The 14448-nt window shown below is 48.7% G+C and carries 15 protein-coding genes and 1 tRNA gene; 8 read left to right on the forward strand and 8 right to left on the reverse strand.

Going from position 1 to position 14448, the window contains the following annotated elements; all coding sequences use genetic code 11:
- Positions 1-34: 34 nt before the first annotated feature.
- From AC9UFE_RS05545 to AC9UFE_RS05560, 4 genes are read right to left on the reverse strand one after another with little or no spacing between them, the layout of a single operon-like run.
- Positions 35-1396, reverse strand: a complete 1362-nt coding sequence (locus tag AC9UFE_RS05545) for a pyridoxal phosphate-dependent decarboxylase family protein (RefSeq protein WP_509546642.1) — start codon at positions 1394-1396, stop codon at positions 35-37.
- Between the two features lie 2 nt (positions 1397-1398).
- A complete protein-coding gene (locus AC9UFE_RS05550; RefSeq protein ID WP_509546645.1) occupies positions 1399-1620 on the reverse strand; it encodes a hypothetical protein in 222 nt (73 codons plus the stop codon).
- Positions 1621-1641: 21 nt separating this feature from the next.
- Positions 1642-2574 carry an EamA family transporter gene (locus AC9UFE_RS05555; protein ID WP_509546647.1) on the reverse strand — a complete coding sequence of 311 codons (933 nt, stop codon included), beginning with the start codon at positions 2572-2574 and terminating at the stop codon, positions 1642-1644.
- A gap of 8 nt (positions 2575-2582) precedes the next feature.
- On the reverse strand, positions 2583-3584 hold the full coding sequence (locus tag AC9UFE_RS05560) for an aldo/keto reductase (protein ID WP_509546649.1): 1002 nt from the start codon (positions 3582-3584) through the stop codon (positions 2583-2585).
- A gap of 23 nt (positions 3585-3607) precedes the next feature.
- On the opposite strand from AC9UFE_RS05560, the gene msrA reads away from it, so the two are divergent.
- The 3 genes from msrA (at position 3608) to ettA (ending at position 6521) form a co-directional block, all read left to right on the forward strand.
- On the forward strand, positions 3608-4129 hold the full coding sequence (gene msrA / locus AC9UFE_RS05565) for a peptide-methionine (S)-S-oxide reductase MsrA (protein ID WP_509546652.1): 522 nt from the start codon (positions 3608-3610) through the stop codon (positions 4127-4129).
- 94 nt (positions 4130-4223) lie between these two features.
- Positions 4224-4667, forward strand: coding sequence for a single-stranded DNA-binding protein (locus tag AC9UFE_RS05570; RefSeq protein ID WP_509546655.1), 444 nt, complete (start codon positions 4224-4226; stop codon positions 4665-4667).
- 171 nt (positions 4668-4838) lie between these two features.
- Positions 4839-6521, forward strand: coding sequence for an energy-dependent translational throttle protein EttA (ettA, locus tag AC9UFE_RS05575; RefSeq protein WP_509546658.1), 1683 nt, complete (start codon positions 4839-4841; stop codon positions 6519-6521).
- Here the strand turns inward: ettA and AC9UFE_RS05580 are convergent.
- Entirely contained in the window at positions 6493-7416 is a 924-nt protein-coding gene (locus AC9UFE_RS05580) for an acyl-CoA thioesterase (protein WP_509546662.1), read from the reverse strand. The genes ettA and AC9UFE_RS05580 overlap by 29 nt on opposite strands.
- A 52-nt stretch (positions 7417-7468) precedes the next feature.
- Between AC9UFE_RS05580 and AC9UFE_RS05585 the strand changes: the two genes are divergently transcribed.
- Positions 7469-8134, forward strand: coding sequence for a DUF8185 domain-containing protein (locus AC9UFE_RS05585; protein ID WP_509546665.1), 666 nt, complete (start codon positions 7469-7471; stop codon positions 8132-8134).
- Here the strand turns inward: AC9UFE_RS05585 and AC9UFE_RS05590 are convergent.
- Both AC9UFE_RS05590 and pepN read right to left on the reverse strand, forming a co-directional pair.
- Complete coding sequence (locus AC9UFE_RS05590) at positions 8131-8580, reverse strand: globin (protein WP_509546667.1); 450 nt, start codon at positions 8578-8580, stop codon at positions 8131-8133. The genes AC9UFE_RS05585 and AC9UFE_RS05590 overlap by 4 nt on opposite strands.
- Entirely contained in the window at positions 8581-11133 is a 2553-nt protein-coding gene (pepN, locus tag AC9UFE_RS05595) for an aminopeptidase N (protein WP_509546670.1), read from the reverse strand.
- A gap of 71 nt (positions 11134-11204) precedes the next feature.
- Here pepN and AC9UFE_RS05600 point away from each other — a divergent pair, with 71 nt between their 5' ends.
- Genes AC9UFE_RS05600 through AC9UFE_RS05615 form a run of 4 tightly spaced genes read left to right on the forward strand, consistent with a single transcriptional unit; the run spans position 11205 to position 14372 of the window.
- Entirely contained in the window at positions 11205-12377 is a 1173-nt protein-coding gene (locus tag AC9UFE_RS05600) for a cation:proton antiporter (RefSeq protein WP_509546672.1), read from the forward strand.
- Between the two features lie 11 nt (positions 12378-12388).
- The gene (locus AC9UFE_RS05605) at positions 12389-12859 is read left to right on the forward strand and encodes a ribose-5-phosphate isomerase (RefSeq protein WP_509546675.1); all 471 of its coding nucleotides are present in this window, start codon (positions 12389-12391) and stop codon (positions 12857-12859) included.
- 3 nt (positions 12860-12862) lie between these two features.
- A complete protein-coding gene (locus AC9UFE_RS05610; protein WP_509546678.1) occupies positions 12863-13567 on the forward strand; it encodes an SdpI family protein in 705 nt (234 codons plus the stop codon).
- A 4-nt stretch (positions 13568-13571) separates the two neighbouring features.
- Complete coding sequence (locus AC9UFE_RS05615) at positions 13572-14372, forward strand: Fpg/Nei family DNA glycosylase (protein WP_509546681.1); 801 nt, start codon at positions 13572-13574, stop codon at positions 14370-14372.
- A gap of 1 nt (position 14373) precedes the next feature.
- On the opposite strand, the gene AC9UFE_RS05620 is transcribed toward AC9UFE_RS05615, so the two are convergent.
- A tRNA-Gly gene (locus AC9UFE_RS05620) sits at positions 14374-14447 on the reverse strand.
- Position 14448 lies beyond the last annotated feature (1 nt).

Here is a 14448-nt window from a genome sequence, read left to right on the forward strand (position 1 = left end):
GCTGTGGCAACTGTTAGCTTCATGTTTTGGTTCCTTACTTCATGCTTTCAAGAATCTTGAATAGCAATTCAATAGAGGTTTGCGGATTAACAATTGCAAAACGCGTGTTTGGCTTGCCTTGATGACTAGAGGAAACAACAAATCCGACTTCCTCTTTGAGAAGTTTCGCGGACCAGCGGTCATAGTCAGATAATGACCAGCCTTTGCGCTCGAAAACCACGACGGATAGCTCTGGATCGCGAACTAGTTCCAAGTAGTCGAGGGTTCTTATTCGATCGGCTGCGTCATGAGCCATGTCAATACTTGCCTCGATTGCTTCGCGGTACTTTTCAACGCCATGAGTTGCTAGGGAGAACCAAAGTGGAAGGCCTCTTGTTCGTCTGGTTAATCCGAATGAATAATCTGATGGGTTCCAGAGTCCAGATTCATTTAGCGTGTCCAGGTACTCTCCGCGCTGGGTGTGTGAAGATTTTGCATATGCCGGCTCTCTGTAGACCAAAGCGCAAGCGTCATAAGGTGCGAAGAGCCACTTGTGTGGGTCAACAATAAAGGAGTCAGCAAGTTCTGAGCCATCAAATAGGTGACGGTACTTTGGACTCAAAATGCCAGCAAGACCGTAGGCTCCATCGATGTGATACCAGATGTTATTTGTGTTGGCGATTTCACCGATTCCGCGAAGATCGTCAACAATTCCAAAGTTGGTAGTGCCTCCGGTTGCAACAATTGCAAATACACTGTGTGGCTCTGATGCCGAAAGTGCCTCTTGAACAGAACTAGCAACTAGCTTTCCGTTCTCTTCTGGCTTTGCCAGAATGACATCGACATCCATGACCTTAGCTGCTGATTTCAGCGAGGAATGGGCTTCTTTAGATGCAATAAAAGCAAATCTTCCTTCGTAGTTGATTCCAGCCTTGGAAAGTCTTTCACGATGGGCATCTCTTGCAGTAACCAGTGCTGAGAGGTTTCCAACAGTTCCACCCTGAGCAAAAACTCCCCCCGCACTTTCCGGTAACCCCACTTCTTTTGCAAGCCAGGACAGCACTTGGTTCTCGGCAAAAATTGCGCCAGCTCCTTCTAACCATGATCCTCCGTAAATCGAGCTTGCAGAGACTATTAGGTCAAAAAGACTCGATACTTCAGTTGGCGCATTTGGAATGAAGGACAAAAATCCAGGGTGGTCAGTTGAAATTGTTGCTGGGGCTAGCACATCTTCAAAAAGCTTGAGGGCTGTTTTCCCTCCGAGGCCTTGCTCGGTAATGGTTTGCCCAGCTTGGTTGAATATCTCTTCTTCAGATTTAGCTGAATCTAATGGGGCCGGGCTGTAATCCATTCGGACTCTCACATATTCGAAAATCGCTTCTCTCAGAACCTTGGTTTCCTCATTGACTTGATGCACCGCTAGCGTCTCTTTCTTCGAATAATTGATACCGAGAAACCAATAACCACTGCGGATCCAAGTATCAAAGCTGCCCAAGTTCTTTGGTCAGCTATATCTTGGCAGGAAGTGAAGCCTTCGGCATCGGGGACAACGCAGGTGCCAGTGTCAAAAAAGGACAACAGTAGTGCGCCGAGTCCAACAAGGGCCACTGTTGCCAGCATTGCGGCGGAATCATTGCGCACAATTGTCCTTATCTCAGATGTTTAGGAAGTTTCCTGATTTTTCACCCTGGAGGTTTGTGCCAAAACGATTCCGGCAACTACCAATAGTCCCCCGAGGGCCTGAAGCCCATCAATTCTCTCATTGAGCCAAGCCCAACCAAAAACGAAGGCCATGACGGTCTCAGCGGTAGAAATAACCCCCACAGCGGTGGCCCTGAGGTGGGTAAGGGCCAAAAAGGAAAACAGCATAGGTAGAAAGGAGCCAAAGATTCCAATCCACAATAGAAGCAACCAAATTGGAAGTTCATACTGGGCTAGGTTCCCGGTTAGTGAAACTGTCTTTGCAAATAGAGAAGTATCAAAATTCCACCAGGGGGTCACAATCAACCAAAACAGCGCCGAAACAGACATGCTGTAAAAAAGCGTGGACAGGGCATCTCTGTTTCTGAGGGTGTGCTCACCCATAAGAAAGTAAAAGCTCAAAAACAGCGCAGCAGCTACAGCGAACATCACGCCAACTGGGTTCAAACCGCCGTCCCAGATTCTGGAAACCACCACCAGACCACCAAGCACCATAACAATTGCAAACCACAGCCTAGGTAGCACCTTCTCTTTGAAAAGCCATAGCGAAACAAGCGGCACAATAACAATTGCGGTGTATTCAATTAACAGCGCAATGCCAACTGGCAAGTTGGCAACCGCATTTGAATACGACCATTGCATTAGCGCAACACCGAAGATGCCAAAGATTACGAGGTTCTTCCACTCTTTTGGTTTCACCTTAAAAGCTCTTGGATTCGTTAGGGCCAGCGCAATACCGGCTCCGAGAGCTGTTGCAAGAGATCGAAAGATTACAAGTTCTTCGGCAGAGATTCCCGCGGCCATAGTTACTTTTGAAGTCGACGCGTTTAGCCCAAACAGCACAACGCCAGCTAAAGCAAAAATTACTCCCAGAACGGGACGCTTAGTTCTCAATTAGTTACTTACCCAACCCAATTCTTGGTGGCATCATCAATTAGCCGAAGCTCGTCCATGGTAAACGGGTTTGCAAAGATGGCTGCGTAGTTTTGCTCGAGCTGCTTGACGCTGGAAGCCCCAATAAGAGCACTGGTCACAGCAGGCTGTCTTAGAACCCAAGAGATTGCCATCTGTGCAAGAGATTGATCTCTTGACTTGGCAACAGCGTTTAGAGAACGAGCAGTAGCTAGGTACTGATCGCTTATCTTTGCAGATGGCAAGAACTTTCCTTTAGACGCTCTAGAGGAATTTGGAACTTTTCCATCAAGGTATCTATCGGTTAGTAACCCTTGAGCCAGGGGAGAAAAGACAATTGAACCCACTCCAAGGCTCTCAACTGTTTCCAGTAATCCCCACTCAGGTGTTTTCTCCAGAATGGAATACTTTGGCTGGTGAATCAGTAGCGGAATTCCCAATGAATCTAGAATTTGTTTTGCTCTAATGGTTTGCTGCGGGTCGTAGTTGGAGATTCCAACGTATAGCGCTTTGCCGCTTCTAACAGCCGATGCTAGAGCCCCCATGGTTTCTTCAAGCGGAGTTTCTGGATCGAAACGGTGTGAATAAAAAATGTCCACATACTCAAGACCCATTCGATCAAGGGACTGATCGAGTGAGGCAAGTAAATACTTTCTCGATCCCCACTCACCGTAGGGCCCATCCCACATGTCATAACCGGCTTTAGTAGAGATGATCATTTCGTCGCGGTACGGAGTGAAGTCTTTTCTCAGGTGTTCACCAAAGTTCACTTCTGCTTGACCATAAGGTGGCCCGTAGTTGTTGGCTAGGTCAAAATGCGTAATTCCCAAATCGAAGGCCCGACGCAGAACTGCGCGTTGGTTTGCAAAGGAATGATCTGAGCCGAAGTTGTGCCAAAGACCCAGGGAAACTTCCGGTAGTAGCAGACCGGATTTTCCTGTTCGGCGGTACTTCATTTGGGAGTATCTATCTTGGCTGGCTCGAAATTTCATAAGCACAAGCCTAAGCTAGCTAGATGATGAGTTTTGTCCTCGGTGGTGGCTGCTTTTGGTGCCTAGATTCGAGCTTTATGCAGTTTCGTGGCGTAAGCGATGTAGAGGTTGGCTATAGCGGGGGCCATGTTGATAACCCAAGCTACGAAGCCGTTTGCGGCGAGGGAACCGGTCACGCTGAAGTAGCCAGGGTTATCTTCGACGAGTCGATTATTCCGGCCGATGTTGTTTTGGACATCTTTTTTACCCTTCACGACCCAACCCAACTAAACCGTCAAGGCAATGACATCGGAACCAGCTACCGAAGCTGCATGTTTTACGACGGCGCTGAACAGGAGGCCCTTTTTGAACAGTCCCTGGAAAGAGCGAAGCAAGTCTGGGGCGATTCCATATTCACCCAGTTACTGCCTTTGGAAACTTTCTGGATGGGGGAGACCTACCACCAGGACTTCTTTGCCAAGAACCCTGACCAGGGTTATTGCAACATGGTGGTCAAACCCAAGATGACTAAGACCGCCAAGGCTTTTGTTTCTTACCTGAAATAACTTCTCCACAGATTCTTTTTCAACCCCCAAAGGCCCTTGACCTTTTGAGATTCTATTTCTCTGATTAGTTCAATCAGAGAAATAGAAGGTAGCTATGTCAGACGTATTTTCAGTTCAAGGTTTAGTAGCAACAACACCTAGGCACCTAGTAACCCAAGAAGGCTTGCCTATAACTTCATTCCGCTTGGCTTCCTCCAAGCGCCGCTTCGATAGATCCAAGAATGCCTGGATTGACGGCGAAACTAACTGGTTCACAGTGACCTGCTTCCGTCAGCTTGCCATCAACACCGCGAGCTCGGTATCCAAGGGAGATCGAATCTCCACCTCAGGCCGCCTCAAGGTTCATGATTGGGACAATGGCGAAAGAACCGGAACTTCAGTTGAGATTGAGGCCGATGTGATCGGCCACGACTTGACCTGGGGTAATTCAGTGTTTACACGCACGGTTCTAGTCCGCGAAGAGCCAGCAGACAGTGAAATCGAAGACGAAGAGTTCGAACCCAAGGAGACAACGCTGCTTAGCTCCGCAAGTAAGTAACAGACCCGGTCAGGCCACTTCCCCCTAAGAGCCTGGTCGCGTGACACCCTTTTTGCCTCGGTGTATGTGATTGTCGGCTCACATTGAGTCACATCATTGTCGGATAAACTTATCCACAGCACTCTTGGTAAAAAGGGTGTCATTTTTTTGACACCACAATTTGAGGGAAAAATGGCTGAGTTTATTTATCAGATGATCAAGGCGCGTAAAGCGCACGGCGACAAACTTATCTTGGATGACGTAACACTTTCTTTCATCCCTGGAGCCAAAATCGGTGTTGTTGGCCCCAACGGTTCCGGTAAGTCATCAGTTCTAAAGATCATGGCTGGTCTAGACACTCCATCCAATGGAGAAGCTCGCCTGAGCGAGGGTTACACCGTAGGCATCTTGATGCAGGAGCCAAAGCTTGATGAATCGAAGACTGTGCTTGGAAACGTGGAAGAGGCCGTAAAAGAAGTAAAGGCCAAGCTCGATAGATTCAATGAAATCTCAGCAGAGCTTGCGAATCCAGATGCGGACTACGACAGCTTGCTAGAGGAAATGGGAACTTTGCAAGAGGCAATTGATCACCTCGATGCCTGGGATCTAGATTCACAACTAGAGCAGGCCATGGACGCACTTCGTTGCCCCCCGAGCGACACTCCGGTAGCACATCTATCCGGTGGAGAAAAGCGTCGCGTTGCGCTGTGTAAATTGCTTCTTGAAAAGCCAGATCTTTTACTTCTTGACGAGCCAACAAACCACTTGGATGCCGAGAGTGTTTTGTGGCTCGAGCAGCACTTGGCAAAATACCCTGGTGCAGTTTTAGCAGTTACCCACGATAGGTACTTCTTAGACAACGTCGCGCAGTGGATTTTGGAACTGGATCGCGGACGGGCTTACCCTTACGAAGGCAACTACTCCACTTATCTGGAGAAAAAGCAAGAACGTCTAGAGGTCGCAGGAAAAAAGGATGCCAAGTTAGCAAAGCGCCTAAAGGATGAACTTGAATGGGTCCGCTCATCTTCTAAAGCAAGACAAACCAAATCTAAGGCCAGGCTTTCAAGATACGAAGAGATGGCAAGCGAAGCAGACAAGGCAAGAAAACTTGATTTCGAAGAGATTCAGATTCCGCCAGGCCCGAGACTAGGAAACGTAGTTCTGGAAGCCAAGAACTTACAGAAGAACTTTGGTGACAGAAGCTTGATTGCGGATTTGTCTTTCTCGCTACCAAGAAACGGAATCGTTGGAATTATTGGTCCAAACGGTGTTGGTAAGTCCACGCTGTTCAAAATGATTGTTGGCGAAGAAACCCTTGATGGCGGAGAACTCAAAATTGGTGACACGGTAAAGATTTCTTACGTTGACCAGTCTCGCGGTGGTATAGATCCTGACAAGAGCCTTTGGGAAGTAGTTTCTGGGGGGCTTGATTACATTCAAGTGGGACAAGTTGAGATGCCATCTCGTGCCTATGTTGCAGCTTTTGGTTTCAAAGGACCAGATCAGCAAAAACCGGCCGGAGTGCTTTCCGGTGGTGAGCGAAACAGGCTAAATCTTGCTTTGACTTTGAAGGAGGGTGGAAACCTTTTGCTACTGGATGAGCCAACAAACGATCTAGATGTTGAAACTCTTGGTTCTTTGGAAAACGCCCTGCTTGAATTCCCAGGTTGCGCTGTGGTGATCACTCACGATAGGTGGTTCCTGGACCGAGTTGCTACCCATATCCTGGCCTACGAGGGAAATGACGAAAAGCCTGATCAGTGGTACTGGTTCGAAGGAAACTTTGAATCCTACGAAGAAAACAAGATCGAAAGATTAGGCCCAGACGCCGCTAAGCCGCACCGCTCTACTTACCGAAGATTGACAAGAGACTAGCAACCTTACCCTCGGGGACTCGAACCATTCCCTCCTGGGCAACTGTCGCAAGTAAGACACCTTCGCGACTAAAGATCTTTCCAATAGCCAAACCTCTGCTGTTTTGCGCAGCGGGAGATTCTTGCACATAGAGCATCCACTGATCCACTTTGGCAGGAGCATGGAACCACATCGCGTGATCGAGGCTTGCGGTTTTGAGTCCCGGCTTTGCCCAAGAAATTTTGTGTCTGCGATAGATACTTTCTAACAATGTGAAATCGGATGCATAAGCAAGAGCTGCTTGATGCAGGGTTGGAGAATCAGGTAATTCTCCAATGGCTTTTAGCCAAACTGCCTGGTGAGCCACCGGCTCACCTTTTACCTCAAAGTAGATCGGCGATTGCACGTGACGCAAATCAAAAGGTCTAGCCTTGGCCCAGTATTGAGCTACTGGGTGAGGAATACCCCCAAGTACTTCAGCTGCGGAAGGAAGGTCTTCTGGCTGCTTCAAACCTTCCGGCATCTGTTCGTGATGGGTGAGTCCTGGACTCTCGGTCTGGAATGAAGAGATCATTGAGAAAATAGGTTCGCCTTTTTGGTAGGCCTGAACTCTTCGGGTTGAAAACGACTTACCGTCACGGAGTCTGTCAACCGAGAATGTAATGGGGAAATCTATGTCGCCCGGTCTCAAGAAATAACCGTGGAGCGAATGCAGGATTCTTTCGGGGTCTACTGTTCTGGTAGCTGCAACAGTGCACTGGGCGAGTACTTGACCACCAAACACTCTTCCGTGCGGCATCCACTGAGATGGGCCAATGAAAATGTCTTCTTTGGTTCTTGCTCCACCGGCATCTTTGATATCCAGCGCTACCAAAAGATCGGCAAGTGGGTCTTTAGGTGGTGGAACCTTTGTCATCTTGGGTGTCCTTACTTTGCTTGGTAGCTATCAGGGTAAGTTTAGTAATGAAATGAAAAATGACTTCCAGCTCTTGGACCAGCAAACAGCTCTTGATCTAAAAACCTTTTTGACCAGATCTAAGAAAATGGACCCCAAGGGAGTAGTAAGGCTTCGAGCCTTCGGAGCCCTTTTGACTGCCTACGTGGCACCCTTGTTTACCGCCAACATTTTGGATGATGGTCCAACCGTGCTGGGCCTTCGGACAATGGATCTAAAGCAAGAAGCTGAGATCAACGTACTGGTTCCAATTCAGGCCGTCTTAGATCGCATCGCCTTTGAACTCGAAAAACCAGAAGCAGACCAAAGTTTTGTTTTTAATCTGGTCTCTTCAGAGCGAGTACCGTGGGCTGGAGTTTCACCACCACGAACCGGTTGGGTGGAGGCTACGAGCTTGCCGGAATACATGCTTACCGGGGTTGCCAGAAAAGGCATCATTGAAGTTGCCGAGACAATTCCAGAATCAGTCGGTGGTCCAATAGCGGCGCGCATTCGTGCCGAAGTTTGGGGAAGAGCAATTGATCTTGATTCCAAAGTTCCTGCGGGGGCAGCCTTTGCGGCTGCGGGTCTTGGGTTTCTTACAGAGGGTGAAATGGTTCCCGTTTTTCACTCTCAGGGCTGGGTCAGACTTTCGTCACAATTTGGCCACGTGTTATCTAAAGAGGCCAAGCACTTCTAGTCCTCAAACGTGTTGAGCATTGAAGTTGCTGCACGATCCAGGTATCCCCAAAGCTGTGCTTGATGCAGGGGCGCTAACTCCAGTGAGTCGCAGGCGACCTTCATGTGATGTAACCATCTTTCGCGAGCCAGCGGGTTGATCTTGAATTGCTGGTGGCGCTGCTTGAGCCTGGGGTGTCCTCTGGTTTCTTGGTAGGTTTGTGGCCCGCCCCAGTACTGCTCTAAAAACATTCTTAGCCTTTCGGCTGCTGGACCCAGATCGTCTTCGGGATACATTGGTTTTAGTACATCATCTGTTGCAACGCCCTCGTAGAACTTGGTTACTAGCTTCTTGAAGGTTTCAGTCCCTCCGACTAGTTCAAAGAAGTTCCCCTCAACGGCCTCTCCAGAAAGACCCTTGATTCGAACTACCTCAACGCGGCTGGCGTCTTCGAACTCTCCAGACATCTAATTCTTTAGATCCCGTTGCTGAGCGCTTAGCGCTCTTTCAACATTGGCAAGGTTTTCGATGATGATTCTCCGAAGCGCCGGCTTGCTTTGTACCTCAGGCGTAGCAAGAAACTCTTCTGTTTCAGAAACTAGCTCTTTGTTGGCAAGTGCCAATGGATACAGATTCACAAGAAGGTATTCGGCCATGTGATAGGTCTTGTCTTCCCATATCTTGAGAACGTTCCCAAAATACTGAGAGACAAATGACTGCAGGACCTTTGGATCCAGCACTCTTCCAAATGCAAGGCTTGCAGAATTCACTAATGCATTGGAGAGTTCGTCGGTTGCAACCAATTTGGTGAACATTGCTTGCTTAGAAGCGGTGTCCGGCAAAGCGGCAACGGCAGCAATGTGATACTTCTGACCATTAGCGGTGTTGTCTCCTTCGAGCTCTTGATCTAGTAGCTCGCTCGATATCTTTCCACCGACAGCCAAAGAGGTAACAAGCTCCCAGCGCAAGTCGGTATCAATGGCGAGCGAGGAAAGCTTTAGCTCGCCACTTAGCAGGGCTGAGACATTCGCTAGCTGCTGATCGCTTCTAGCAAACTGCGCAAAGAACTTCACAAACTGCAACTGCGCGTCTGAGCCCGCTTCAGCATTTTGAGCCAGGCTCCACAAACTATCAGCCAGTAAAAGCTGCTCAGTCGAGCGGTTCTGTTCGGCTACATATAGGTTCGCAACCGTCAGCAGTTGTCTCAAAACAGTCAACATAGTTGTTGACTCAGTTTCGAACTCAAGGTGACGAAGAGCGAGCTTGATGAAATCACGAGGTGAGGTTTCTCCATCACGGGTTGCATCCCAAGCAGATCCCCAAACCAAAGCTCTAGCTAGTGGATCTTCAATGGAAGAAAGCTTGTCCAAAGCAAAGCTCCAGGAAGCCTCGTCCATACGAATCTTTGCGTAGGTGAGATCGTCATCGTTTAGCAAAATCAAAGCTGGACGCCTCTTGCCGGCAAGTTCTGGAACCTCGGTCTTGGCTCCTTCAACATCCAGCTCGATTCGATCGGTTCGAACGACTTTGCCGTTTTTTTCTTCGTAGAGACCGATAGCAATGCGGTGTGGTCTTAGGTAAGGGTACGCGTCGATTGCTGATTGCAAAATGGCGAATGATTCGATTACACCTTCTTTTTCAACAAGCTCTGGTCGCAAAGTATTTACTCCTGCAGTCTCCAACCAAAGCTTGGACCACTGGCTGAGATCTCTTCCGCTTTGGTGCTCCAGCTCTTTCAAAAGATCTTTGAGCTCAGTGTTTTTGAAGGCGTGTTTTTTGAAGTAGTCGGAGACTCCGCGCATGAATGGTTCCTGGCCAACCCAAGCAACCAGCTGCTTCAATACCGATGCTCCCTTGGCGTAGGTAATTCCATCGAAGTTCACCTGCACATCTTCTAGGTCGTTTATTTCAGCAACGATTGGATGCGTCGATGGGAGTTGGTCTTGGCGGTAAGCCCAGGACTTTTCTAGAGAGGCAAATGTTGCCCATGCGCCGTGCCACTCGGTTGCTTCTTGGGTAGCCAAAGTGGACATGTATTCGGCAAAGGATTCGTTTAGCCACAGATCGCTCCACCAGCGCATGGTTACTAGATCACCAAACCACATGTGAGCTAACTCGTGCAAGATCGTAACCACGCGGCGTTCTTTTACCGCGTCCGTTACTTTGGATCTAAAAACATAGGTCTCAGTGAAAGTTACTGCCCCAGCATTTTCCATGGCTCCGGCATTGAACTCTGGAACAAAGAGCTGGTCGTACTTTTCAAACGGGTACGGGTAGTCAAACTGCTTCTCAAAAAACTCAAAGCCCTGCTTAGTCTTTTCAAATACGTATTCAGCGTCTAAGAACTCAAATAATGACTTACGGCAAAAAACACCTAGCGGAACGGTTTTTCCAGATGAAGAAACCAGCTCATCTCTTACCTCAACATAGGGACCTGCCACCAGAGCGGTTATGTAGCTTGAGATGCGAGGGGTGGGCTCAAAGTTCCAAACCGAGACACCTTCTCTTAGGTCATTAGGTGTTGGGGTGGGGGAGTTGGAAGCAACTTTCCAGTAGCTAGGAGCGGTGATGTTGAACTGGAAAGTGGCCTTTAGGTCGGGCTGCTCGAAGACTGCAAACATGCGTCTTGAATCTGGCACCTCAAACTGGGTATAGAGGTATACCTCTTGATCGACTGGATCCACAAAACGATGCAGTCCTTCACCGGTGTTGGTGAACTTACCCTGCGCCACGATAACCAGCTCGTTCTCGGCGGCAATAGAAGGTAGCTGGATGCGGATCCCATCCGAGACCACAGCTGGGTCCAACACTTCCCCGTTTAGCAGCACTGAGTGAACAGAGTTTGTGATTGCGTCGATAAAAGTTGAAGTCCCTGGCTCACTAGAGGTAAAGCGCACCCGGGTCGTGGATCCAAAGAACTCAGCGCCTTGGGTTAGGTCGATCTCCACTTGGTAGCTCTGAACTTCCAAGGTGGCTGCTCGCTCTTGAGCTTCGATTCTGGTTAGGTTTTCGCCAGGCATTGGTTCTTCTTTCTATGGACTCTTCATCCCAAAGCCTAACTTGGGATAGGACGGTGTGAAACAATAACAATGTGATCAATCCAGTTATGGCCTTGGGGGGCTCAGCAGAGGCGTCGCAGACCCTCGCTGAGATTGGCGCGCTGTTACTGGGCCTTGGAGTGATTGCGTTTATCGCGGCCCGCTTAAATTTCTCAGTTGTGCCTTTGTATTTGATTGTGGGCCTTGCAGTAGGTCAGGGAGGCTTCGGTCTCATTAACCTAAGCTCCGACTTTTTGGCAATCGGCGCACAAATCGGCGCAATACTTCTTCTTCTCTTGCTTGGGTTGGAGTATTCTGCGACTGATTTAGCAAAGGCTTTCAAAGATAGAAAGTCTGCTGGGGTTTTTGATATTGCCACAAACTTCATCCCCGGCGCTTTGCTTGCCTTAGCCTTTGGCTGGGGCCCCCTAGCCGCATTTGTCGTGGGCGGTATTGCTTACGTTTCGTCTTCGGGAATCGCCTCGGAGTTACTTCGAGAAACCGGTTGGCGTAAGTCTGAGCTTTCAAAGCGAGTGGTGGCAATCTTGGTTTTTGAGGATCTTGCTCTAGCTCCCTACCTGCCGCTACTATCTTCGCTAGTTCTCGGGCTTTCGGCCGCAGCTGGTTTAGTGTCAGTCTCGGTTGCCTTGATAATCACTGGACTGGTTTTGATTATTTCTTATCGAGGTAACACCAAGTGGTCCAGAATCTTGAACCCCGATGTTCCATCGGGCTTGCTACTTACAGTATTTGGATCTGCCTTGTTAGCAGCAGGCGTTGCCGATCTCGCAGGATTCTCAGGTGCGGTCGCTGCTTTCTTGGTAGGACTGCTATTAACTGGTGAAGTGGCCAACACTGTCCGCGGAAGACTCGGTTCGCTAAGGGATCTGTTCGCGGCTATTTTCTTTCTGTTTTTCGGACTGGCTACAAACTTCGCAGATCTGTTGCAAGTGCTTCCAGCTGTTTTGCTATTCGTGGTCATCGGTGTTGCGGGAAAATTTGCGGTTGGTTGGTGGATTGCCAAGGATATGGGTGACAAGCTCAGCTGGATTCGAGCCGGGGCCTTCTTGACACCAAGGGGTGAATTTTCAATGGTGATAGCAGCTTTGGCAGCACCAGCGGTGCTATCTGTAAACCTGCAAGCTCTTACCCTCACTTACGTGACCCTCACCGCAGTAATTGGCTCAATGACCTTGAGATTTCTTCGCAGCGGCTTCGATAAGTAGATTAGGTAAATATGAGAATTCACATCGCAACCGATCATGCCGGCCTAGAAACAAGTCACTACCTTATTCAGGAATTAACAAACCTTGGCCACGAAGTATTAGATCACGGCCCCCAGTCCTTTGATCCTCTTGATGATTACCCAGCGTTTTGTATTAGTGCCGCTCTTGCGGTGCAGCGCGATTTGCAGGCTGCGGTCCCCGCTCTTGGAATTGTTCTTGGCGGATCTGGAAACGGTGAGCAAATGGCAGCCAACAAAGTAAAAGGTATTCGAGCCGCTTTGGTTTGGAATAAAGAAATCGCTGAACTTGCCAGGCAGCACAACGACGCTAACGTTATCGCCGTCGGCGCCAGGCAACACAGCAAAGAAGAAGTGCTGGAACTAATCAAGGTTTTCATCGCTGAACCATTCAGTAAAGATGAAAGACATGAGCGTCGAATCGGCAAGATCGGACTCTATGAGCAAACAGGAGAGATTAGCTAGTCAATGAAACTAGACATCTCAAGATTGCACGTTTGGATTTTTCAACCAGCAGCAATTGCAATTTTTCAGATTCTTATCTTCCAGCTAGCTTCTGCTGGGTCGTTACCAGATCCAATTGCCATTCACTGGGGAATCACGATGCAGCCAGATGGCTTCGTGTCAATTAGTGAGTTCGCCCTTACTGCTTTAATTGTTCAATTGCTGATCTGGGCACCATCACTAGCGTTATCCGTTTGGGCAAAAGCTAAAGTGCGAATCAAGAAATTGCTGCTTCTTGTCGTTGGAATTATTTTCTGGGTGATTACTGGAATAATTACGACCTCTGCGCTTATCCAAGTTGGTGCATCTGATGCGGCCGCAATCAGCTTTCCTTTACCCGTGTTTGCTTTCTTGATGCTTTCGGTGCCGGTGTTGCTGATTTTCTTTTTGGCAATGCCAGAAATAGTTGTTGGCGAGCAGGTTGATGTAAAGCTTCGTGGTTTTAGTTTCATGAGCTTCCCGCCCGAAGAAATTGTTAGCGCTGCTGTGGGTGCAGTATCGGCTCGCGAATTTGGCGGGTGGGGAGTAAGGCTTACCACTCGCAAAATAGGGTTTGTTCCTTCTAAGGGCCCAGCTGTGAAGCTATACCTGCAAGATGGCACAGAAGTGTCTATCCGCAGTAAAGACCCGCAGACTATCGTCAGGCAAATCGAAGACTTAGTTTCCTAGAGCCATGCCAGAAGGTCACTCCGTTCATAGAACCGCAAACAAACTTGCCGAACTCTTTGTTGATTCCAAAGTAAAAATCTCCTCCCCACAAGGAAGATTTACTGAGCAGGCGTCTTTAGTTTCTGGAAGGAAGCTTGTTGAGTCAAGTGCCATTGGCAAGCAACTGTTTCTTGGTTTTGATAACAAACTCACCATTCGGGTGCACTTAGGAATCTATGGCAAGTGGAACTTCTACGAAGTGCCACTATCAAAAGCACCAGAAATCTGGGGCCAGGTCCGATCAAGATTTGGATCAAACACTGCTTCAGCAGATCTTCGTGGCCCAACAGTTTGTGAAGTTGTCGACGCTGATGATGTTTTGACAGTCATTAGGCGTCTTGGCCCAGACCCACTAAGAGCTGACCCTTCGGGCCAAGAAGGGCTTCGTTTTGTCTCGAAAGTGAGAGGCTCGGCTGTACCGATTGGAGCACTGCTAATGAACCAAGCCGTGATCAGCGGCATCGGAAACGTTTATCGAGCAGAACTTCTGTTTAGAGCAGGATTATCTCCACACAAGACAGGAAACAAAGTTTCCGAGCAAACGCTGTTGGCCATTTGGGATGATGCCGTGAATCTCATGAAAATTGGAGTGAAGACCGGCTTTATGCTGACGCGTGAGGGATTCTTGAAGGGCAGGGTGCCGCTTTTGGATCGTTACAACGTATATAAACGTGAAGATTTGCCTTGTAGGCAGTGTGGGAAGAAAGTGAAGCTTGAGCTTTTCTATGGCCGCAAGCTTTATTGGTGTAATACCTGCCAGAGGTAATTGGAGGGAGTGACGGGAATCGAACCCGCGCCATCAGTTTGGAAAACTGAGGCTCTACCATTGAGCTACACTCCCG

Source organism: Rhodoluna sp., from assembly GCF_044239955.1.
Taxonomy (GTDB): domain Bacteria; phylum Actinomycetota; class Actinomycetes; order Actinomycetales; family Microbacteriaceae; genus Rhodoluna.